The organism is Dokdonia sp. Asnod2-E02 (assembly GCF_045063915.1).
Classification (GTDB): domain Bacteria; phylum Bacteroidota; class Bacteroidia; order Flavobacteriales; family Flavobacteriaceae; genus Dokdonia.
In genome coordinates, this window is record NZ_JBEFNX010000005.1 from 2076352 (window position 1) to 2098145 (window position 21794).

Sequence of the window (21794 nt, forward strand, 5' to 3'; positions counted from 1 at the left end):
AAAACTAAGCTATGAAACCAGATCTTTTTGAGGCTCCAGATTATTATAATCTAGACGACCTTCTTACCGAAGAACATAAATTAATACGTGATGCTGCCCGTGCTTGGGTAAAGCGTGACGTATCACCTATAATAGAACAAGCAGCGCAAGATGCAAAGTTCCCAAAATCTATCATTCCAGGCCTAGCAGAGATAGGTGCTTTTGGACCATATATTCCTGAGCAATATGGCGGAGCTGGCTTAGATCAAATTTCTTACGGACTTATAATGCAAGAGATAGAGCGTGGTGACTCTGGTGTGCGATCTACTGCCTCTGTACAATCTTCACTAGTGATGTATCCTATATGGAAATATGGCTCTGAAGAGCAGCGCAACAAGTTTTTACCAAAACTAGCCTCCGGTGAGTTTATGGGGTCTTTTGGACTTACAGAACCAGATCACGGGTCTAACCCTAGTGGGATGGTTACAAACTTTAAAGATATGGGGGACCATTATCTTTTAAACGGGGCAAAACTTTGGATTTCAAACAGCCCATTTTGTGACGTGGCTGTTGTGTGGGCAAAAAATGAAGAAGGACGTATACACGGTCTTATAGTAGAAAGAGGAATGGAAGGATTTTCTACTCCAGAGACTCACAATAAATGGTCACTTAGAGCAAGTGCAACAGGAGAGCTTATCTTTCAAGATGTAAAAGTACCTAAAGAAAATTTATTGCCAAATAAATCTGGATTAGGAGCGCCATTAGGGTGTCTTGATTCGGCACGTTTTGGTATTGCTTGGGGAGCGATAGGAGCCGCAATGGACTGTTATGATACTGCACTGCGTTATGCAAAGCAACGTATCCAGTTTGGAAAGCCTATTGCCGCATTCCAATTGCAGCAAAAGAAGCTGGCAGAAATGATTACAGAGATTACAAAGGCACAATTATTAGCTTTTAGACTAGGACAGCTCAAAAATGAAGATAGAGCAACGTCTGCGCAAATATCTATGGCAAAGCGTAATAATGTTGAGATGGCTATAAAAATTGCTCGTGAGGCACGCCAGATGCTAGGTGGTATGGGTATTACAGGGGAGTATAGTATTATGCGCCATATGATGAACCTAGAGAGTGTAATTACTTATGAAGGTACACACGACATACACTTGCTTATAACAGGGCTTGATATTACAGGAGAGAATGCTTTTAAATAGTATCACTCTCTAGAGTAACTATTAAAACTCTTTAATAGAAGCATATAAAAAAACCCAATCGTTGTAAAACGATTGGGTTTTTAAGTTTAAAAATAGTGAGCTTAGTTTTCTTCAGGCATAAGGATAGATATAAAATACTTATCATCTAGAAAACGCTGTGCAGCGCCTTGAATATCTTTTGCCGTTAGTTTTGCTACAGCTTTTTCAAAACCAAGAATGTAATTGTCATCACGATCTTCTTGATATTTACTCACAAGACTGGTGAGCCAGAAATTATTAGTTTTAATTTGCTCTTTATGCTGTACTAGGTAGGTCTCTTTTACCTTTGCAAGATCTTCTGGAGTCACGCCTTCTTTTTTGATTTTTTCAACTTCGGCGAGAGCGGCAGCAGTTAGTTTTTCTACATTTTCTGGGCCACAAGGGAAAGAAATACTAAAATCCATATCAGAAAAAGTAATCTTACTTAACGACCCTCTAGCGCCTACACCGTAAACGCCACCTTCTTCCTCACGTAGTTTTTCAACTAGCTTAATTGTGAGAACCTCACCTAGTGCTTTAACAGCCATCTCTGTATCTGGGTCATAGTCCATTTCTTCTCTCCAAGCTATAGATACCGAGCTTTTTGGGTCTTTACCGCGATTTACAACAAATTTGTCATAAGCATCTTTCTCTCTAAATTTTGTTGGAATATAATCTTCGTTACTTCCTAAACCTGGTAGAGGTGCTAAGTACGCTTTCGCGAAAGCGGAAACCATCTCCTCGTCTACATTACCTACAAAGAAGAAGTGAAAATCACCAGCATCTGCATAGCGTTCTTGGTATTTTTTATAAGCGAGATTATAGTCTGCTGCATCATACTTTTCTGGGGTTGGGAAACCGGAATAACGTGGATTTCCTTCTTGACGTCTATCTGCTACTTCACTCTGGAAATAGAAATTAGGATTTGCCATTAGGTTACCTAAAAAGCTTTTTTGTTTTGAAACAAAAGAGTTGAATGCTTCCTCATCTTTATTGAGGTCTGTGAAGTATAAATGTACCATCTGGAAAAGTACTTCCAGATCCTTTGGTGCAGCAGACCCTCTAAAGTTTTCGGCTCCATTTGTTAAGAAAGGTGATACATTAACAATTTTACCACTCATAAATTTACTCATATCGGTAAGTGATAGTCCACCTATTCCAGCTTGTGAAAGTCCTTGGTTTGCAAAGGCCGTAGCTATCATTTCTTCATCAGAATATAAGCTTGTTCCTCCAGGGCTAAAAGCTGAAAATAGAATTTCATCATTCTTAAAGTCTGTTTTTTTGATCGTTACTTTTGCACCGTTTGAGAGTGTCATAGTCTTAGTTCCTAGATCTTTATCTTCTGTAGTAGAAACAATGGTTCCAGGAGTTGGCAATTTCTCAATAAGTGAGCTGCGTATCTCCTCATCTTCATAGGCTGTGATTTCTGCATTTTCTACCTCTTTGATAAGGGCGAGTACTTGTGCCTCTGTTACTTGAGTTAGACCTTCTTTTTCTGGCCCAGTGAGGGTGATTACACGGTTATCATCGTGTAAAAAGTAAGTAATAAGCTCGCTTACCTCTTTGATAGTGATTCCTTTTAATAAATCTTTAGTGTTTTCATATTGCCACTCGATACCCGGGATAGGTTGATTATTGAGGTAATTGCTTACGTATTGCCCTACTATACGGCCACTTTCTAGCTTGTCTCTATCGTTATACGATTTTTCTAAACGTGCAATAATGCTCTTTTTTGCACGGTCAAGCTCGCTTTGCTGAAAGCCATAACGTTTTACACGCTCATTTTCCATTAATAGAGCTCTAAGTCCCTCAAGCTGTCCTTCTGCACTGGTTTGTGCTATAGATTGATATGCATTTTTTGTGCGTGCATAAGTGCCGCCATAATAAGAAAATCCAAAAACAAAAGGAGGTTGAGCGCTGTTTCTTAGTTCGTTTAAACGATTATTAATTAACTGAGAAAAAAGGTTGCGCACTAGACCTTCTCTAAAGTCTGATATAGTTAAAGAAGGCTCTGCATTTTTACGATCTTTATACATCACATTCACACGGCTAAAAGCCGCTTCCTTATCTGAAGCAATCGCTATAAGTGTTTCTTTATGGTTAGGGAGTTGATAGCTTTTACGTTCTTGCCCATTTTCTGAAGCTGGTATTTTACCAAAATGCTCTTTAATTTTTTGCTCCATTGTAGCCACATCCAGGTCGCCCACAGCAATTACTGCCATTAGTTCTGGACGGTACCAGGTCTTGTAATAATTCCTCACATCATCATATGTGAAGTTTTCAAGATTTTCTTTTGTACCTATAGGAAGACGCTCAGCATATTTTGAGCCGTACATAAGTTTTGGTAGCGTCTCACGTTGCATACGCTCATCTGCACCAAGACGTAAGCGCAACTCTTCAAGTACCACTCCACGTTCTCCATCTATTGCCTCTTCAGATAATGTAGTGTTATGTGCCCAATCCTCTATAATCTGAAAGCCTTTTTCTAACTTTTCTGGATCATCACTAGGGATAGGTAAGATGTAAACAGTCTCGTCAAAACTTGTATAAGCATTAAGATCTGCACCAAATTTTACTCCTATACTCTGTAGGTAATCTACAAGATCATTTTTTTTGAAATTTTTTGTTCCATTGAAGTTCATATGCTCCATAAAGTGAGCAAGTCCCAGTTGTCTTTCTGTTTCCATAATAGAACCAGCATTTACTGCCAGACGAAGTTCTACTTTATCCTCTGGCTTCCCGTTATCGCGTATGTAATAGGTGAGTCCATTTGAGAGCTTCCCTACTTTTACCTTAGGATCTACAGGGATTTTTGATGTAGGGATGGATTGAGATGTTGTTAAGTCTCCGTTGTTTTGAGCTAGCAACGCGCCAGCACTTAACAAAAGGCCTAATGATAAGGCTAATGTTTTTTTCATAATGATTGATGAATTTAATTTTTAAATGATTGTCTAGCAAAGTACTAGTTATTTAAATAGAGTCCAATAATTTTAGAAAATTATAAGAAAAAAACCCTAACACTTCTGAGTGAAGTGTTAGGGTTTTTATATTTAAAAAAAAAGTGTTTTCTAGCCGTTAATAGCTTCTACCATATTGATCTTACCTGGTAGCATTTGCTTAAGCATATTTTCTATTCCGTTTTTAAGTGTAAACGTACTAGAAGGACAACCACTACAAGCACCTTGTAAAATTACCGAGACGTTTTGAGTCTTCTCATCATAGTGTTTAAAAACAATATTACCTCCATCACTAGCAACGGCAGGTTTTACATATTCTTCTATAATATTTACAATCTCTTTTGATACGTCATCTAGAGTTTCAAACTTTTCTTCGGCAATGGCGTCTACTTGTTGAGGAGTTTTGAGCTGCTCTGCAGTTACGATTTCTTTTCCATCTTGAATGTAGTCACGTATAAACTCACGTGTCTCTGTTACAACCTCATCCCACTCTGCCATATCATACTTCTGGACTGAGATATAATTTTCATCAAAAAACACTTCTTTTACAAATGGAAAGTGAAAAAGCGCCTTAGCCATAGGTGCATTTGCAGTATCATCAATACTTTTAAACTCAAAAGAGGTTGTTACCAGCTTTTTATTTGCTACAAACTTAATAGTAGACGGGTTAGGCGTAGACTCTGCATATACTGTTACTGGTATTTTTTTGGCAGCAACATCTTCTATAATTACAAGTCCGTTATCATTAAGATAATCTTCTACTTGGTTTGCAACTTCTTGCTGCACATCTATCCACTCTACGATATTATATTTTTCTATCGCGACAAAGTTTTGTGCGATGTAAACTGTTTTTACAAATGGTAAGTAAAACAGTTGCTGTGCAAGTGGAGAGTTTGCAGCCTCATCTATATTTTTAAATTCGTAGCTATTGTGATTAACAAGAAATTGATCTGCTTGAAATTTTTTGATTGCAGGATTTGATGTTCCTTCTACAGATATATTATATGTTGCCATAGGTGATTTTTTTTGCAAAGGTAGGGAAGATGAGCTTTAAAATGTTATAGAATAGTATATGAATGAGTACTAGGGACGATGTTATTAATTTTAATACCACTAGTATTATATTTTGGTAAATATGCTGCTGTAATAGTATCTCCCGATATGAGTTCACTTCATATTTAAGGATATGTATTGTAAAAAGTCATATATTTGAGAGCTACGGAAGTAAAATCTTTTGTAGGCCTTACTTAAAAAATAATAGACTGCAGTCGCAAGGGGCAATATCCAAGGCGATTTACTGTTGTATAGAAAACGAAAAACCTATGAGTTTGAAGAAATCCTACTTTCTAATAGCCTTGTTTTTTGCGCAATATGCTATTGCACAAGAGGGAATACCTGTATACCTTGATTACTTACAAGATAACCTGTATTTATTACACCCATCTATGGCAGGAGCCTCTCAAACCACAAAGCTAAGAGGAACTGCTCGTGGCCAGTGGGCAGGAGTAGATGATGCACCAGCATTACAAACGGTTAGTATGAATGGTCGAATAGGTGAGAAAATAGGTGTAGGAGGTATTCTTTTTAATGATAGAAATGGATACTTTTCTCAGCAAGGTGCTTATGCCACATTTGCTTATCACTTAATGCTAGGTCGTAGCTTTGCAGATCTTAACCAGCTTTCTTTTGGTATAAGTGCTGGTATTATACAGGGTAAACTAGATGAGACTAATTTTGACCTTACAGATTTTGACCCAGTAATTTCAGGAATAGAGCAAAGTGATTCTTACTTAAATGTAGATTTTGGAATGTCTTATAACTTCTTAGACTTCTCTGCACATTTTACAGTTAAGAATGCAATACCTGCAAAACGTGATATTTTTAGTGAAAATTTTGAGCCTAACAACCAGCGTCGCTATATAGTCTCAATGGCATATGCGGTAACACCTAATTATACAGACTGGAGTTTTGAGCCATCTGTGATGTTTCAAGCAACAGAGCAAACGGGTGAAGCTACACTAGATGTAAATGCAAAAGCATACTATAAGCTTGACTGGGGACGTCTCTGGGGAGGTTTATCTTATAGAAGAAGTTTTGACGGAGCAGAGTTTACAACAAATGGTGAAACTGTAGATGTGCAAAAATTACAATACGTTACACCTTTTATAGGAGGAATGTATGATCGCTTTATTTTTGGTTACACATACTCATACCAGAGCAACTCTGTAGTACTTACTAATGGTGGTTTCCACCAGATTACATTAGGTCTTAATTTAGGAGTAAATAAAGATCCTTATGACTGTAATTGCCCTGCAATAAATTAACTATTATCTCGCTTTCGCGAAAGCGTAATCACAATAAAAAAGCCTCATCAAATTGATGAGGCTTTCTTGTTTTTAAGACTTTGTCTAGACTTACTCATTTGAAGCCATAAGTGCTAAAAACTTATCTAAGTTGGGTAAAATAAGAATACGTGTTCTTCTATTTCTAGACATATTTTCTTTGCTGTTATTTTCTACAAGTGGTACATAGCTACTTCTCCCAGACGCTATAAGCTTTGCAGGATCTACGTTGTGATTGTTTTGCAACTCACGTACGATGGCAGTCGCTCTCTGAACACTTAAGTCCCAGTTATCTTTAAGGTAAGAACCCTTCTTAACAGTGCGGCTATCTGTGTGTCCTTCTACCATAACCTCTACTGCAGGCTCAGAATTTACTACTGCTGCAATACGTTTTAAAAGATCATCTGCCTCTTTGCTTACTCTATAGCTTCCTGAGCGAAATAGCATCTTATCTGAGATAGAGATTTGTACAACCGTATCATCTATGTCTATATTAATGTCTTGGCTAGCGTTGTTTCCATACACATCGCGGTCTAGGTTGCGTTTGAGCTTGTGCGATACGGCAAGATTCATAGAGTCTTCAAGTGTTTGTGCTTGTGCAAGCTCACTTGGGTCTACATTTGCAAGTGCAGCTCTAAGTTTCTTTTTTGTGTTTTCAGACATTACCGTACCATTTGTAGTAATCTCAAATTTTGAATCATTTGAGGCCTGTAAATCTGTGTTGGTGTCTTTAAGAGCGTTGATTTTATTATTATAATCATCTACACGTTGCTCTATAGCGGCATACTTTGCCTCTATCTCCTCTTTCTCTACTTTAGTTTTAGTAAGTGTAACCTTTGTAGTGTCATACTCAGATTGTAGTTGGGTGTATTTTTTCTTTGAAACGCAAGAGGTTATCATTCCTGCAGTAAGTGCAATAAGTAAGGTGTTTTTTGATATTCTTGAAATACTCATAAATCTTTAGTTTAGTGTTTACTTCTATCTTATACGGCGAGAGTGATTTGTATAGACGTTAAGAGAATCATAAAAACAAAAATTGCCTCTAGTTGTCGCTAGAGGCAATTATAATATAGATGTATCAAACTTATTCTTCCCAGTGGTAATCTTTTACTTTACCCTGTTTTTTTATTGCTTCAATAAGCGCGTTGCGCAGCTCGTTATCTTTCTTATCTGTCTTTGCGGCTACATATGATTGACGCTTCTTATTTAGAGTGGCAATCTCCTCTTGTATTTTTTTACGTTCTTTCTTTTTTTGAGCGATGTATGCTTTTATTTCCTTTTCGTCCTTTCCTTTTAATTCCTTGGGAAGTTCTGATACTTCAAGCTCTTCTACAATTTCCGCATTATCGTCTAGCGCATCTACAAGATCCCAGCTACTATTTTTATATAATCTTGAGCTCTTGCTTACGGCTCTTTTTACGGCATTTGCACTACCATATGCCTCTGCATTAGTATCTTGACTGCTTTGTAGTGCCATCTTGCTAGAGGCAAGATTTCCATACCCTATATAGGTTTTGTTAAGTGCAGCATTTTTATGTAAAATCTCATCATCATAAGGAGAAGGTATATGTACCGTTGTACGGTCGCTATTTATTGCGATGTAGTCGCCCTTTGTAAGTGCAGCACCATCTTTCCAATGTGTTTTAACACCTTGATTATAGTCACCACAAAAGATAGTGTTTATGGTTACATCTTTACCGCAAGCATTGCTGGCAGCACTTTCATAAGTAATAGGCCCTTGGTCAAAGGGTTCATTGCCGGCTATAAATATTAAATTAAGGTCGTTTGCATTTTTACCCCAGTCTAGTTGGTTGAGCGAGGTTTGTATCACATTGCCACAATACTCGTTACCACCATTTGTTGTGAGTGAGAAAAGATTTTTAGAAATCTCATCTAGATCTGTGCTAAAGGCGCTCACCATCCTAATGTATCCCTCTCTTGCATTAAGGCGATCATTACCGTATTCATAAAGGGCAATTTTAAGATCTGGTTGTGAGTCATTGCCGCATTTTGCAAGTGCAAGCTCGTTTACAAGTTCCCAGAGTTGAGCCCTTGCCTGGTCTATAAGACCATCCATACTATTTGAGGTGTCCAGCAGCAAAGCGACTTTTATGGTATTTGCGTCAGGTTTTGGTGTAGAGATGTGTAGTGATGAGGTTTCCGCTTTCGCGAAAGCGTAATTCTCCACTTTAAGTTCTCCTGCGATACTGTTTGTGAGTGTTCCCAGGGTAGCAGCAAGTAGCAATAGCGTTTTCATAAGTTTGTTTTTTGAGATGAATAAAAATGTTGAGGATTATGTCTAATGTCTCTTTTTGAATTAGTTACAAGTCAAAAGTAGCTATGACTTTGTCTAGAAATTATCGCTATTGAGTAAACTAGCACTACGGGTGAGGGAACGCGACAGTGATTTGAGTAAAGTGGTAAAATATGGCTGTAAAATGCCATTTATAAGCAAGTTGCGGGGCCTTGTGATTTTAGGATGCTAGATTTATAGTGTATGTTTGATACCAATGAGAACTAGAATTTACATATTATGCATACTCTGTATTGCCTTGCTGTCACCAGCAATGCAAGCACAGCAAAAAAATAGAGCCGTAAGTCGTAGCACAAACGAGATCTTCATTTTAAGAGGTAGTGTGCTAGATACCGAAACTATGAAGCCTGTAAACAAGGTAAATGTAGAGATTACTGGAGGTGCTTACACAAAGACTGGCCGCGATGGGGAGTTTCGTATAGAGGCAAAAATAGGTGATGAACTTGTGGTTAAAAGTGAAGATTTTGAAACCGTTTATTATACAGTAAAAGATAAGCAGCGCATTAGGATAGAGGTAAGGCCGCTTGAAGAGGCTATAGCTCTTGAGCAAATGCAAGATGTAGAAGAAGAGTTAGTAAGCTACAAAACATATCTCAACGAGGCTCAATCTGTATATAGAAGAGATGCCGCTGCTGGCGTAGATCAAGTTGCAAAAGCACTTGCCATAGAGGGCTTGTCATCACAAGAGCGAGCAGAGAGTTTTAAGTTACTAGGTGATATTTATAGTTTCTGGAAACAGTATGATCTTGCCATTACAAACTATAAGCTTAGTATAAAGAATACCCCCAGCACTGCGGTAGAGATTGCTCTTGCAAAGGCATATTATAATAACAAGAGTTATCAAGAGAGTATACGTCTCTACAAAAGGTTAGAAAACAAAAAGCTTACACCCCAACAGCTTGTTACAGTAAAAGAAGGTCTGGGAGACGCCTATGTTGCTACTGGTGACTATGTGACTTCTATTACAAATTATGAGGCTGTAGAGCGTACGGTTTCAGAGCTTAATAAAGTCTCAGAAGCTGCACGCGTACGTACAAAAATAGGTGATGCTTATGACCAGCAAGGAGCGCAACAAGAAGCAGCATCAAACTATAATAAAGCGGCGCAGTTATCTAGTCTTGAGAAAACAGAATCTTCTGTAAGAGCAAAAACAAACATTGCAGATTATTATAGTAGAAACAAGTCTTATGACGCAGAGATCGAGTTACGTAAATCTGCTATAGAAGACTTGAGTGTGGTTGCACCAGACTCTATTTCTAATGATGATGTGATTACCACTCAAAAGCAAAATTATAAGATAGGATTTGCACTGGCTGCTCAAAATAAATACGACGAGTCTATAACATTTCTTAACAAAAGTATTGAAGAAGCAAAACGCAAAGAAGACCTCACGGTAGAAACTAATGCACGTAGAAGGCTCTCTGAGGTATATAGAGATAAAGGTGACATAGATAAGTTTAAAGAAGCTTACGAGGCTTATAAGGAGGTGGTAGATCTTAGTTACAATCGTAAGGAACAAGAGATTTCACAAGCTACAAGATTTGCAAAAGATATTACAGAACAACAAAACCGAATCATAAGCCTAGAAAAAGATAGACAACTCAATGAGAGTAGATATCAGCTAGCTTTTCAAGAGCAAGAGCTTGTAAAGGCACGTGATACTAGACAAAAGGTGATTATAGGGTCATTAATCCTAGTGACAGCCTTGCTTATGCTTACAGCTTTTGCAATGTACCGTAGTAGTAAAAAGCAGCAGTATGCAAATAATGTACTTGCTCTTAAAAGTCTACGCTCACAGATGAATCCGCATTTTATCTTTAATGCCCTTAATTCTGTTAATAGCTTTATAGCTACTAATGATGAGCGCACTGCAAATAGATACTTGTCTGATTTCTCTATACTAATGCGTGCCGTTTTAGAAAATAGTGAGGAGGATTTTATACCACTCTCTAGCGAGATAGATCTCATAAAGCGCTATACAATGCTAGAACATTTTAGGTTCAAAAATAGATTTGACTACGAGATAGAAGTAGATAAAGAGCTCGATGTAGATGCATTTATGATACCTCCTATGTTGCTCCAGCCTTATGTAGAAAACGCGGTATGGCACGGTATGAGGTACAAAGAAGAAAAAGGAAAACTACAAATAACCTTTGCTCAAAAAGATGAAGAAACGGCGGTAATAACCGTGTCTGATGATGGAGTGGGACGCAAGCGAAGCAAGGAGTTGAAAACCGAAAATCAAAAGAAACAGAAATCTAAAGGAATGGGTAATATCAAAAAGCGTATTGCAATCCTTAACGAGATGTATGGCGATAGAATAAGTGTTGCGGTATCAGATATTTTTGAAAACGGAGAGGGAACACAAGTACAACTCTTTATTAAAAAAGCATAATTATGGAGCTCAAAACAATCATAGTAGAAGACGAAGAGACAAGTAGAGAGATACTGCGCAACTACCTTACAAAATACTGCCCAAAAGTAACTATTGTTGGGGAGGCCGAAAATGTAGATGAAGCCCTTGTGTTAATACGCAATCATAAACTTGATCTTGTCTTTTTAGATGTTGAGATGCCTAAAGGAAATGCCTTTGACCTGCTTGAGCAAGTGGGCGATCGTACATTTGAGACAGTCTTTGTCACGGCATATAATCAGTATGCGATGGATGCGCTTAATACACACGCCTCATATTACTTACTTAAACCTGTTTCTATAGATGAGCTTATAAAAGCAGTAGACTATGTGACGGAGATAAAATCTAAAGAAAACGCACTAGAAAACAAGGTCCTTACCACACACAATATGGATAAGCAGGGTAAGATAACTATACCTGTACAAGATGGTTTTGAGGTGCTCCCGGCAAAAGATATTTTATACTGCCAGGCAGATGATAACTATACTCAGATTTTTATGAAATCTGGCGATAAGAAGCTAGTAAGTAAAACGCTTAAGTTTTTTGAAGTGGCTCTTACAGATTTCGGTTTTGCTCGCGTGCACAAGTCTTTTCTTGTAAATGTAAATGAGATTACTGGTTACAAAAAAGGAAAGGGTGGGAGTGTAGTTATGAGTACGGGTAAAGAAGTGCTTGTTTCGGCTAGTCAGAAGTCTAACCTGCTTGCTTACTTTCAATAAACGTTTCTAAAAATCTTTGTGTGATATGGTAATGGTAGTGGTGGGTTTTACGCTTTCGCGAAAGCGTGACAACACCTTTTTAAGCACCTTCACGTCTCCATTAGTATAAATGTAGTGATCGCTTGATACATTCCCCGAAAGATTGTTTAATTCTTTTAAAACTGCCTCTGTCTGTCTAGCTACAGCTAGCCCAGAGTCTATAATTGCTACGTGAGGAGGTAGCATCTTTTTTAATAATGGGATGAGGTAGGGGTAATGGCTGCAACCTAGCACGAGGTAGTCTATGTTTTTTTCTAGCATAGGCTGTATATAGGATTCTAATAAGTTGTATAACTCAAGATTCTCTAGATCTCCTTGCTCTATAAGAGGTACAAGACCTTCTCCAATTACCTCAATAACGTCTACGCCTTGTGTCCATCTCTCTGAGGTGGTTTGAAAAAGCGCACTGTTAAGTGTGCCCTTTGTAGCGAGTATACCTATTGCCTTGCTCTGAGATTGTACAGCTGCAGGTTTAATAGCAGGTTCTATACCTATAAACGGAATATTGTAGTGTTCTCTAAGATAGTCTATAGCATTTGTAGTTGCCGTGTTACAAGCTACTACAATGATTTTGGCGCCTAGATTAATGAGTTTTTCTGTGTTTTTTACAGAGAGAGCAATAATGTCCTCTTTAGACTTTGCGCCGTATGGTGCATTTATGCTATCTGCAAGATATATGGTGTCTTCTCCGGGTAGTCTAGCGACTATCTCTTTCCAGATGGAGGTGCCGCCTATACCACTGTCAAAAACTCCTATAACATTCTTGTTACTCATAGTTCTAAAATAAAAAAAACTGCCCTAGAAAGGGCAGTTTTTATATACTATTTGATAGTGTACTCAGTGAGTGGTTATCAAGCTTTAGATTTATATACCTAGAGCAGCTTTTGCATCTGCCATAAGATCGTAACCATCTGCCATAAGAACTCCTCCTGCTCCTGGTGTAGAGTCTAGTACAAATTCATAACCTTTTGCACGTGCTGCTTTTTGGATAGCAAGTCTTGCCTCTTCTAAGATAGGCTTGATAAGTTCTTGTTGCTTTACCTCAAGTTTTTGCATTGCAGTCTGTTGGTACTTTACGATGTTAGAACGAGTATCTTGAACTTCACTCATACGTCTTTGGTTCTCCTCATCTGTTTGCGTTTCTGCCTCACGGTTGTAACGCTCTAGTGTTTTTTGAAGCTCGTTACCCATTCCTGAGATATCTGCATCATATGACTTCTGTAGTTTTTCTAGCTCTGACATTGCCGTTTTATATGAAGGCATAGCTTCTACAAGTGACTGCGAGTTAATGTGTGCAACTTTGCTTTGTGCTTGCATAGCGCTGCTCATTCCTACGATAAGTGCAATTGCTGCTAATACTTTTGTAAACTGTTTCATTGTAATCTAATTTGAGTTAAGTGTAAAATTTAATAAAGGTTAAATACCTCCTCCATCTTCGCCATCTGCTTGTGAAGGATTTGCTTTTCTTTTTCTAGCTTGTATAATTGAGTCTCTTTTTGCTTTACGTACGGCAATTATGGAGTCCTTTCTTCTTTTTCTAGCTTCTAGTGCTGCTTCTTTTGCAGAGAGTGCATCACCTGGTTTTTTACCTAAAGTAGGAGCTCCAGAATTTCTGCTTGCTGCTTTTGCTTCACGTACGGCAGTTATAGAGTCTTTCTTACGTTTACGCTCTTCAAGAAGTTTCTTTCTCCTCTCGTCAAACGCTGCTTGACGTTCTGCCTTTTGAGCATTACGCTCTTTATTGCGGGCTTCTAGTGCTGCTTCACGCTCAGATTTTTTGGCTTCTATAGCTCGTTGTCTTTCTTGTGTTGCTTTGTCTTGCTCTACAGTTTTTGCTTCGTCTATATCAAAATCTCTTTCTTCTTTCTTACTGTTTATCTGGTTGCGCTTTGCAGCACGAGTGATACTTCTTAAAACTTGATCGCTTATATTAAGACGGTCTGCAGTATATAGCATCATTAAATCTGAAGATTTGTCAAAAACTAAATCAAATTTCTTAGCTGCAGATATTTCTTGAACTGCATTAAAAACTTGATCTTGTACAGGTTCTACGAGTTGTCTTCTTTGAATCGCTAGATCTCCTCCTGGTCCAAAACGCTTTTGCTGATATTCTAAAACCTGATCTCTTTCAAAGGTGATTTCTTCATCACGCTCTTCTATAAGTTCTTTTGTTAACAGTGCTCGTTCATTATCTAGCTGTTCTTTCATAGCAGATACTTCTTCGAGCTTTGTTTCTATCTCTCCTTTCCATCTTGCAACTTTTTCGTCCAGCTGTGATGAGGCTTCTTGATATTCTGGAACATTCTCGAGAATGTATTCCATATCAATATAACCTATACGTACACCACTTGCTCGTTGTCCTTGAGCGCTAAGGCTTATAAGGAAAGTTGCTATTAGTAAGATAAAAACGTTTGTCTTCATAGTTTCAGAGTTGCATTAGAAATAATCGTGCCAAAAATTAAAACTGCTGTCCGATAATGAAGTGGGTTTCCCATCCATTTGCTCCTGTTGTACCAGGAATTGGGTCAAATCCATATCCAAAATCCAGACCTAATAATCCAAAGGCCGGCATAAATATACGAATTCCTGCCCCAGCAGATCTACTCAATTGAAACGGGTTATAATCCCTAAAATTGTCATAAGATGATCCTGCTTCTGCAAAAGTTAATGCATAGATACTCGCTTGCGGGCTAAAGGTAATAGGATAACGTAGTTCAAGACTGAATTTATTGTAAATAGTAGCACCATCATTAGCCTGCCCTGTGCTCTGTAAAATAGCTCCTCTATCTATAGGAGTTACAGACTGGTTAGGGTATCCTCTAAGTCTTACAATCTCTCTACCATCAAGTGAGAAACCTCCTAGACCATCACCTCCTAAGAAGAAACGCTCAAAAGGTGGTACACCTCTATCTTGATTGTAAGCACCTAGCCATCCAAACTCTACACCAGATTGTAATACAAACTTACCTACAAGTGGTGTATACCACTTACCAGTAAACTTTACTTTATAGTATTCTAGCCAGTTAAAACGCTCTTGATCTATCTCTCCTACAGTTTTACCTGTGCTACTAAGACCATCTGCGATAGCTTCATCACGTTCTATTGCTAAACCTTTATAATCGACACCATTCCAAGCTGAGTATGGTAAGGTTAATTTTGCTGTTAGACTTATGTCAGATCCACTTGTAGGGAAAATTAATCCTCCATAAAGCTCACGTCTACTTAGACCTATAGTATAAGCTAAGTTTTCTGAAGCTCCATCTCCAAAGGTAAATAGACCTGTGTTGTAGTTTTGTAAATCAAAGTGCTGGAAGCTTATAGCGTGTGATAAGCTAAAGTTTCTATCTGGCCATTTAAGACGCTTAGATAACCCTACAGAACCTCCCGTAATCAAGAACTTACTGTTTCTATCTACACGATCACTAGCACTTCCAGTTGTAATACCTGTAAATAAATATTGTATCGTGTGCGAGAATGATGTTGAAAACTGTACTGGTTGTTTCCCTCCAAACCAAGGGTCTGTGAGTGATGCACTATATGTTTGGAAAAATTGACTCGCTTGTGCTCTCAAAGAAAACTTCTGGCCATCACCCATAGGTAATGGGTTGTAGGCATCTTTATTAAATATGTTCTGTATAGAGAAGTTGTTAAATGAGAGTCCTAGAGTTCCCACAAAACCTCCACCACCAAAACCTCCTTGAAGTTCTATCTGGCTTGCTCCTTGCTCTACAACGTTATACTCTAGATCTACAGTTCCACCTACTGGGTCAAAATTATTGAAGTTAGGAGTAAGCTGTTGTGCATCAAAGAAGCCTAGTTGACCTAACTCACGTATTGTACCTACTACTGCTTTTTTGCTATAACGCTGTCCAGGCTTAGTGAGTAGTTCTCTATAGATAACTTTATCCTTAGTCTTGTCGTTACCTTTTACAGTTACTTTGTTAAAGTATGCAAGTTTACCTTCAGTAATACGTACTTCGAAGTTTATGGTGTCGTTTTGTACACTTGTTTCTACAGGGTTTACGTTTGAGAATAAATAACCACTGTTTTGATAAAGGTTTGCGATGTTATCAGCATCAGGATCTGTATCATCTTTGATGCGTTCTTGAAGTAAAACGCCGTTATAAACATCTCCTTTTTTAAGGCCTAATTGTCTACTTAGCTGCTCGTCTGTGTAGACAGAGTTTCCTATAAAGTCTATATCACCTATGTAGTATCTACGTCCTTCTTCTATATTAATTTCAACCGTAATACTTTGGTCATTGTTCTTGATAATAGAGTCAGAAACTACTCTTGCATCACGATAACCTTTTTCTTTGTATTTGTTTATGATGGCTACTTTATCCTCTTCATAATCTGCTTTAATAAACTTTGATCTTTTCCAAAGACGCCAGATTTTTTTCTCCTTTGTATTCTTCATAGATCCAAGAAGTTTACCTTCTTGAAGTTTCTCACGTCCATTAAAGTTGATTTCCTTAACCTTTACGCGCTCACCTTTATCAACATTTACAATCATATTGACTTTATTTTTGCCAATAGTGTCTGCTGCAGGTACCGTATTTATATATACTTTAGAGTTTAAGAACCCTTTTTTCTTATACGAGTTCTCAATATAATTTGTAGTGGTCGTTTCTAGGTTTTCAGTAACCTTTGCTCCTTTGTTAAGACCGTTGTCTTTAATAAAGCTAGATCCTTTTTTCTGCTTTATTCCTTTAAAGCGTACTTCGTTAAGTTCTGGAACTTCTTTAATATCGAGTTGTAAATCTACTTTGTCACCATTTACCGCAGTAACATATAAATTAATGTCAGAAAAGAGTTCTAGGGACCATAGTTTCTTAATTACATTAGAAACTTTTGTGCCAGGTAATGAGATGCGCTCTCCTACTCTTAAGCCTGTAAATACAATTACGGTATTTTCATTATAGGTAGAAGTCCCGGTAACCTTTATATCTGCAATTTCATACTTGATATCTGGATCGAGTGGTATGTCTCTCTGAGCGTTTACTAAGGTGCTACATAATAAGGCTAAAATAAAAATCCATCTGCCTGTTACTTTTGAAAAAGTAGCTGTACTATTTAATCTGTTCACTTGTCTTTCCAAATCTTCGTTCTCTTTTCTGATAATTGTAAATAGCGTCATGTAAATGTTCCTTTCTGAAATCTGGCCACAATACTTCTGTAAAGTAAAATTCAGCATAGGCAATTTGCCATAGTAAAAAATTGCTCACTCGTTGCTCTCCACTTGTACGTATTAATAGATCTACATCCGGTATGTCATAGGTGTAAAGATGCTGATTTATACAAGACTCATCTATTTCAGCCGGCGAAATTAGGTTATTTTTAACTTTATCGCTTATTTCTCGTACTGTTTTTATAAGTTCTTCTCTACTGCCGTAACTCAGTGCTAGTGTGAGCTTAAGCCTTTTGTTGTCTTTTGTTTTTTCTATCACTTCATTAAGTTCACGCTGCGCTTTTTTAGGTAAAGAGCTTGTTAAACCTATGGTGTTAAGAGAGACATCGTTGTCTTGCAGTGTAGAAATTTCCTTTTTAAGAGAAGAAACAAGTAGATTCATAAGTGTATCTACCTCGGCTTTAGGTCTGTTCCAGTTTTCTGTAGAAAAAGCGTATAGTGTAAGGTGGGGTATACCCAGCTCTGCAGCAGCCTCAACGGCTTCTCTTACAGCTTTTGTACCTTTTTTATGACCTACGGCTCTAAGGAGCCCTTGTTTTTTTGCCCATCGTCCATTACCATCCATAATGATGGCAACGTGCTGGGGTAATTTATTTTTGTCAATGTGGGCGAGTGCGTCCATTATATATTTAAAATGCGCAGAAACAAGGTCTGCGGCCAAAGGTAAAGCTTACAGTCACACCTGTAAACACATACCAGTCATTATTATTTCTATTTCCAATACTTATCGTATTGTCATCTCCTACGGGTGCGCTTCCATCCAGATTATCTGTAAATGTATAGCGGGCACCACCTTCTAAAGCTATTACCATAGAGTTAAAAGCTACTTTATAGCCTAACACGATAGGTATTGCAAAGTCTAAAGCATTTCCATCTTGAGTAATGCCACTTACTCTAGAAATGTTTTCGTGATTAAATGCGGTTATACCTGAGTATAAGTACGGTGCATTTGCATTACGATCTTTAAACATATCAAATTCCCAAAAGGTATACTCCAGTCCCAGTGAGACTTCTTGTAAACTATTTGTAAAAGATAATCCTCTACTTTGTCTTCTAGCTTCGTGACTATCTGCATCATTTCCTTCTAGCTCTGTAAACAGCGCTGTAAACCTGAAGGAATGTCTTGAACTTCGGTTCCATTTTAAAATCGCTCCAAAAGCTGGTTTATTCGGTGCAATATAATTAGTTGACCCAATGTCGCTTACAACATTTGATCCGCCAATAAAGGCTCCTATTTCATAGGTTTGCCCTTGTGCTTCGATATTCCAAAAAATGGCGATTAAAACAATCGTCAGGTACTTCATATAGCCGTAAAAGTTTGCAAATATAACAATTCTGTGATGGTACTAGCAATAAGAGGTTATTAAGATGATTATGTGAGTGTTCGCTTTCGCGAAAGCGTCTTTAAACCCTATATGGCCAGTCCTAAAAGAAAACAGCCTTTGTGCATAATTATTGTCTAGTTCCTTTTATCTTCTCCCCAGAGTAGCTTGTGTCTAAGTGTTTTTAAAAAGCTATCTCCTTCTAAACGAATAAGACTTATCTCAAATGGTGCTTTTTGTAGTGTTATAATTGTTTCATTATCGACCGTAGCTATTCTTGAGTCAAGAGAGATAAGATGTTGATCTGCTCTACCAGACACGCTCAGCTCGATTATGGTATCATCTGGTATAACTAGTGGTCTTGCATTGAGATTATGAGGTGCTATGGGTGTGAGTATTATACTTGATGTTTGTGGTGTGATGACCGGCCCTCCACAACTTAGTGAGTAGCCTGTTGAGCCTGTGGGTGTAGCAACTATAAGGCCATCTGCCCAGTAATTAGTAAGATTTTCACCGTCTAACTTTGTCTTTACAGAAATCATAGAAGTGGTGTTTTTTCTACTTACGGTAATCTCGTTAAGTGCAAAGTTGAGTTCTCCTATTGGGTCCTTTGGATTATTTGTAGTGACTTGTAGTAGGCTTCTTTTTGAGATGCTGTACTTGCCGGTGAGTATTTTTTCTATAGAGGCGGCAATATCATTTTTCTTGATAGTGGCAAGGAAACCTAGTCGACCTGTATTTATCCCTATTATAGGTATGTTGAGATCTCGTACATATGTAACAGTTTTTAGAATTGTACCGTCTCCACCTATGCTTACAAAAAGGTCGTAAGTGTTGTCTAGTTCTCTAAAGGTAGAAAAGTGATTATAATCCTTCTCTATGGTGTCATTCTCGTGAATGAGTTTGAGAAAGTTTTTCTCTATAATAACTTCTATTTGCTTCTTGTCAAGAATGTCTAGAAGCTGCTGGATGTATTGTCCCGCTGCCTCGTGGTAGAACTGCCCGTATATACCTATTTTCATAGTTAATTATATGTTTAAGTATTTTTCTAGGTATTGTGATCGAGCTCGCAAGTCTGTAAGGAAAGTGTCTTCTTGATGACTTGATACTATTATGTAGCTGTATCTTCTAAAGGCTGCTAGTATATCGTTAAAGTTTGACCTTCCTATTTTAAGAGAAATCTCTGCTACATCATTTTCTATTTTTGAGATAAACATTCCCCATAGTTTACCATCATTAGACTCTACAATCTGGCTTATCTCGCTAAAAGAGTAGTCCTGCACTCCTTTTTCAATTACAACAACGCTACCAGGCTCACTTATAAATGGTGTGTTGTTAAAGAAATTCATCACATCTTCAAGTTCATAATATCCGAGGTACTGGTTGTTTTCTCCTAGTACAGGCATCAGGTTACAGCCATTTTGAGCAAAGGCTTCTAGCACATCTAGCCAGTTAGTCTCAAATCTCACAAAAAAATGCTCATAGCCGTGGCTATACTCACTTATGGGCGTATCTGCATCTAGGCAATGTGTATCATTTTCTGGTAAAGAGCCTACATAAACGCCGTCTCGTTCTATAGGTACGTGAGAGTATGTGGTCTGAGTAAAAATAGATTGTACCTCGCCTATATTCTCTTTTTCTGAGACAGGCTTAATATCATTTATAATAGAATCTGTTAACGTCATAATGCAAAATAATGAAAAAATACCCGCCTAGCACTGGTGTCTTTGTATTTTTGTGATATCAAATAATATATGATTGCTATGACAAAATTAAGTGTAAATATTAATAAGGTAGCTACTTTGCGTAACGCTAGAGGAGGTAATGTGCCAGATTTATTAAAGGTGGCTAGCGACCTAGAGAATATGGGTGCTCAAGGAATAACCATACACCCTAGACCTGATGAGCGCCATATAAGATATCAAGATGCCCGTGATCTCGTAGATGTAGTAACTACAGAGTTTAATATAGAAGGTAATCCTATTCAAAAATTTATAGACCTCGTACTAGAGACAAAACCTACACAAGTAACCCTCGTGCCAGATGCTGTAGATGCAATTACGAGTAATGCAGGCTGGGATACAATAAAACATAAGGACTTTTTAAAAGAGGTTATAGCTGAGTTTCAAAATGCGGGAATACGTACTTCAATCTTTGTTGATCCTGTATTAGAAATGATAGAAGGAGCAAAAGAAACTGGTGCAGATAGAATAGAATTGTATACAGAAGCCTATGCAGACGGTTATGCCGAAAACAAGGAGGAGGCTATAAAACCATATATCGCAGCAGCTTTTCTAGCCAGCGATCTTGGTATAGGTATTAATGCTGGGCACGATCTTTCCCTAGATAATGTAGAGTATTTTCATAACAGTATTCCAGACTTGCTAGAAGTTTCTATAGGTCACGCTCTTATGGCGGAGTCGTTATATCTAGGTTTTGAGACTGTGGTGTCTTCTTATCTTAAAAAATTACAATAGATGATTGTGCACTCTAATATTATAGGAGAAGGCAAGCCACTGGTAATTTTACACGGGTTTTTAGGAATGGGTGATAACTGGAAAACGCTTGCAAAACAATTTGCGGCAGATGGTTACCAAGTACATCTTATAGACCAGCGCAATCACGGCCGTAGTTTTCATAGTGACGCTTTTAGTTATGAGTTGCTCGTAGAAGATCTTAAAGACTATTGTGTAGAAAATGGACTTGATAAGATACACTTATTAGGTCACTCTATGGGAGGTAAAACAGCAATGCTCTTTGCGGTTACATATCCAGCTATGGTAGATAAACTCATCATTGCAGATATAGGAGTTAAAGAATATCCCCAGCATCACCAGACTATTTTAGAAGGCCTCACGGCGCTTTCAAATAATAGCGAAGCAATGTCTAGTAGGTCTGGAGCAGATCAATTTCTAGCAAATTATATATCAGACTTAGGGACGAGAATGTTTTTGCTTAAAAATCTTTATTGGGTAGAAAAAGGAGTTTTAGGTCTACGTATGAATCTAGCGGCTCTTATTCAAAATATAGAAGAAATAGGGAAGCCGTTACCGCTGGGCGCAACTTATAGCGATGCTACTTTATTCCTAAGAGGAGATAAATCTAATTACATCCTCGAGGAAGATAAAAATGGGATTTATAACGCTTTCGCGAAAGCGCAAATCAAGACAATTTCTAACGCTGGTCACTGGCTTCACGCAGAAAATCCTAAAGATTTTTATAAAGATGTGATAAATTTTTTATAGTATTGTCAATCACAAAAAGCTATGTATGCATAGTAAATGTGTAA

The 21794-nt window shown here is 37.8% G+C and carries 18 protein-coding genes; 6 read left to right on the top strand and 12 right to left on the bottom strand.

Annotated features, from left to right (window positions below; translation table 11 throughout):
• The first annotated feature begins 11 nt into the window (after positions 1-11).
• The gene (locus ACJJVM_RS09440; RefSeq protein ID WP_299150915.1) at positions 12-1190 is read left to right on the top strand and encodes an acyl-CoA dehydrogenase family protein; all 1179 of its coding nucleotides are present in this window, start codon (positions 12-14) and stop codon (positions 1188-1190) included.
• Between the two features lie 101 nt (positions 1191-1291).
• Here the strand turns inward: ACJJVM_RS09440 and ACJJVM_RS09445 are convergent, their stop codons facing one another.
• Together ACJJVM_RS09445 and ACJJVM_RS09450 are read right to left on the bottom strand one after the other, a co-directional pair.
• Positions 1292-4126 (bottom strand): M16 family metallopeptidase, encoded by a 2835-nt coding sequence (locus ACJJVM_RS09445; protein ID WP_405211522.1) that lies wholly within the window; start codon positions 4124-4126, stop codon positions 1292-1294.
• Between the two features lie 150 nt (positions 4127-4276).
• Positions 4277-5179: an iron-sulfur cluster biogenesis protein NfuA gene (locus ACJJVM_RS09450; protein WP_038597548.1), complete on the bottom strand. Its 903-nt coding sequence runs from the start codon at positions 5177-5179 to the stop codon at positions 4277-4279.
• Between the two features lie 308 nt (positions 5180-5487).
• Here ACJJVM_RS09450 and ACJJVM_RS09455 point away from each other — a divergent pair, with 308 nt between their 5' ends.
• Positions 5488-6489: a type IX secretion system membrane protein PorP/SprF gene (locus ACJJVM_RS09455; protein WP_405211523.1), complete on the top strand. Its 1002-nt coding sequence runs from the start codon at positions 5488-5490 to the stop codon at positions 6487-6489.
• A 90-nt stretch (positions 6490-6579) separates the two neighbouring features.
• On the opposite strand, the gene ACJJVM_RS09460 is transcribed toward ACJJVM_RS09455, so the two are convergent.
• Together ACJJVM_RS09460 and ACJJVM_RS09465 are read right to left on the bottom strand one after the other, a co-directional pair.
• Positions 6580-7461, bottom strand: coding sequence for an OmpA family protein (locus tag ACJJVM_RS09460; RefSeq protein ID WP_299150918.1), 882 nt, complete (start codon positions 7459-7461; stop codon positions 6580-6582).
• Positions 7462-7591: 130 nt separating this feature from the next.
• Entirely contained in the window at positions 7592-8764 is a 1173-nt protein-coding gene (locus ACJJVM_RS09465; protein WP_405211524.1) for a hypothetical protein, read from the bottom strand.
• Between the two features lie 253 nt (positions 8765-9017).
• On the opposite strand from ACJJVM_RS09465, the gene ACJJVM_RS09470 reads away from it, so the two are divergent.
• Both ACJJVM_RS09470 and ACJJVM_RS09475 read left to right on the top strand, forming a co-directional pair.
• Entirely contained in the window at positions 9018-11216 is a 2199-nt protein-coding gene (locus ACJJVM_RS09470) for a histidine kinase (protein ID WP_405211525.1), read from the top strand.
• Between the two features lie 2 nt (positions 11217-11218).
• Complete coding sequence (locus ACJJVM_RS09475) at positions 11219-11953, top strand: LytTR family DNA-binding domain-containing protein (RefSeq protein ID WP_298348933.1); 735 nt, start codon at positions 11219-11221, stop codon at positions 11951-11953.
• A 6-nt stretch (positions 11954-11959) separates the two neighbouring features.
• Here ACJJVM_RS09475 and murI read toward each other — a convergent pair whose 3' ends face one another.
• The 8 genes from murI to ACJJVM_RS09515 form a co-directional block, all read right to left on the bottom strand.
• Positions 11960-12766: a glutamate racemase gene (gene murI / locus ACJJVM_RS09480; RefSeq protein WP_405211526.1), complete on the bottom strand. Its 807-nt coding sequence runs from the start codon at positions 12764-12766 to the stop codon at positions 11960-11962.
• A gap of 90 nt (positions 12767-12856) precedes the next feature.
• Positions 12857-13369 carry an OmpH family outer membrane protein gene (locus ACJJVM_RS09485; RefSeq protein WP_298348927.1) on the bottom strand — a complete coding sequence of 171 codons (513 nt, stop codon included), beginning with the start codon at positions 13367-13369 and terminating at the stop codon, positions 12857-12859.
• A gap of 39 nt (positions 13370-13408) precedes the next feature.
• Positions 13409-14413, bottom strand: a complete 1005-nt coding sequence (locus ACJJVM_RS09490; protein WP_405211527.1) for an OmpH family outer membrane protein — start codon at positions 14411-14413, stop codon at positions 13409-13411.
• Between the two features lie 37 nt (positions 14414-14450).
• A complete protein-coding gene (locus ACJJVM_RS09495; RefSeq protein ID WP_405211528.1) occupies positions 14451-17132 on the bottom strand; it encodes an outer membrane protein assembly factor in 2682 nt (893 codons plus the stop codon).
• The gene (locus ACJJVM_RS09500; RefSeq protein WP_299150945.1) at positions 17065-17805 is read right to left on the bottom strand and encodes an isoprenyl transferase; all 741 of its coding nucleotides are present in this window, start codon (positions 17803-17805) and stop codon (positions 17065-17067) included. The genes ACJJVM_RS09495 and ACJJVM_RS09500 overlap by 68 nt, the downstream gene beginning before the upstream one ends.
• Positions 17806-17812: 7 nt before the next feature.
• Positions 17813-18487 (bottom strand): DUF6089 family protein, encoded by a 675-nt coding sequence (locus tag ACJJVM_RS09505; protein ID WP_298348919.1) that lies wholly within the window; start codon positions 18485-18487, stop codon positions 17813-17815.
• Between the two features lie 155 nt (positions 18488-18642).
• Positions 18643-19527 carry an NAD kinase gene (locus ACJJVM_RS09510; RefSeq protein WP_298348915.1) on the bottom strand — a complete coding sequence of 295 codons (885 nt, stop codon included), beginning with the start codon at positions 19525-19527 and terminating at the stop codon, positions 18643-18645.
• A 6-nt stretch (positions 19528-19533) separates the two neighbouring features.
• Complete coding sequence (locus tag ACJJVM_RS09515) at positions 19534-20190, bottom strand: CBS domain-containing protein (RefSeq protein WP_299150932.1); 657 nt, start codon at positions 20188-20190, stop codon at positions 19534-19536.
• Between the two features lie 78 nt (positions 20191-20268).
• Between ACJJVM_RS09515 and ACJJVM_RS09520 the strand changes: the two genes are divergently transcribed.
• Positions 20269-20982, top strand: coding sequence for a pyridoxine 5'-phosphate synthase (locus tag ACJJVM_RS09520; RefSeq protein ID WP_405211529.1), 714 nt, complete (start codon positions 20269-20271; stop codon positions 20980-20982).
• Entirely contained in the window at positions 20983-21750 is a 768-nt protein-coding gene (locus ACJJVM_RS09525; RefSeq protein ID WP_405211530.1) for an alpha/beta fold hydrolase, read from the top strand.
• The last annotated feature ends 44 nt before the right edge of the window (positions 21751-21794 follow it).

What these genes read in the sequence shown, in the direction of transcription:
- ACJJVM_RS09440 (WP_299150915.1), top strand. Translation starts at nt 12, where the DNA reads ATGAAACCAGATCTTTTTGAGGCTCCAGATTATTATAATCTAGACGAC.
- ACJJVM_RS09445 (WP_405211522.1), bottom strand. Translation starts at nt 4,126, where the DNA reads ATGAAAAAAACATTAGCCTTATCATTAGGCCTTTTGTTAAGTGCTGGC.
- ACJJVM_RS09450 (WP_038597548.1), bottom strand. Translation starts at nt 5,179, where the DNA reads ATGGCAACATATAATATATCTGTAGAAGGAACATCAAATCCTGCAATC.
- ACJJVM_RS09455 (WP_405211523.1), top strand. Translation starts at nt 5,488, where the DNA reads ATGAGTTTGAAGAAATCCTACTTTCTAATAGCCTTGTTTTTTGCGCAA.
- ACJJVM_RS09460 (WP_299150918.1), bottom strand. Translation starts at nt 7,461, where the DNA reads ATGAGTATTTCAAGAATATCAAAAAACACCTTACTTATTGCACTTACT.
- ACJJVM_RS09465 (WP_405211524.1), bottom strand. Translation starts at nt 8,764, where the DNA reads ATGAAAACGCTATTGCTACTTGCTGCTACCCTGGGAACACTCACAAAC.
- ACJJVM_RS09470 (WP_405211525.1), top strand. Translation starts at nt 9,018, where the DNA reads ATGAGAACTAGAATTTACATATTATGCATACTCTGTATTGCCTTGCTG.
- ACJJVM_RS09475 (WP_298348933.1), top strand. Translation starts at nt 11,219, where the DNA reads ATGGAGCTCAAAACAATCATAGTAGAAGACGAAGAGACAAGTAGAGAG.
- murI (WP_405211526.1), bottom strand. Translation starts at nt 12,766, where the DNA reads ATGAGTAACAAGAATGTTATAGGAGTTTTTGACAGTGGTATAGGCGGC.
- ACJJVM_RS09485 (WP_298348927.1), bottom strand. Translation starts at nt 13,369, where the DNA reads ATGAAACAGTTTACAAAAGTATTAGCAGCAATTGCACTTATCGTAGGA.
- ACJJVM_RS09490 (WP_405211527.1), bottom strand. Translation starts at nt 14,413, where the DNA reads ATGAAGACAAACGTTTTTATCTTACTAATAGCAACTTTCCTTATAAGC.
- ACJJVM_RS09495 (WP_405211528.1), bottom strand. Translation starts at nt 17,132, where the DNA reads ATGACGCTATTTACAATTATCAGAAAAGAGAACGAAGATTTGGAAAGA.
- ACJJVM_RS09500 (WP_299150945.1), bottom strand. Translation starts at nt 17,805, where the DNA reads ATGGACGCACTCGCCCACATTGACAAAAATAAATTACCCCAGCACGTT.
- ACJJVM_RS09505 (WP_298348919.1), bottom strand. Translation starts at nt 18,487, where the DNA reads ATGAAGTACCTGACGATTGTTTTAATCGCCATTTTTTGGAATATCGAA.
- ACJJVM_RS09510 (WP_298348915.1), bottom strand. Translation starts at nt 19,527, where the DNA reads ATGAAAATAGGTATATACGGGCAGTTCTACCACGAGGCAGCGGGACAA.
- ACJJVM_RS09515 (WP_299150932.1), bottom strand. Translation starts at nt 20,190, where the DNA reads ATGACGTTAACAGATTCTATTATAAATGATATTAAGCCTGTCTCAGAA.
- ACJJVM_RS09520 (WP_405211529.1), top strand. Translation starts at nt 20,269, where the DNA reads ATGACAAAATTAAGTGTAAATATTAATAAGGTAGCTACTTTGCGTAAC.
- ACJJVM_RS09525 (WP_405211530.1), top strand. Translation starts at nt 20,983, where the DNA reads ATGATTGTGCACTCTAATATTATAGGAGAAGGCAAGCCACTGGTAATT.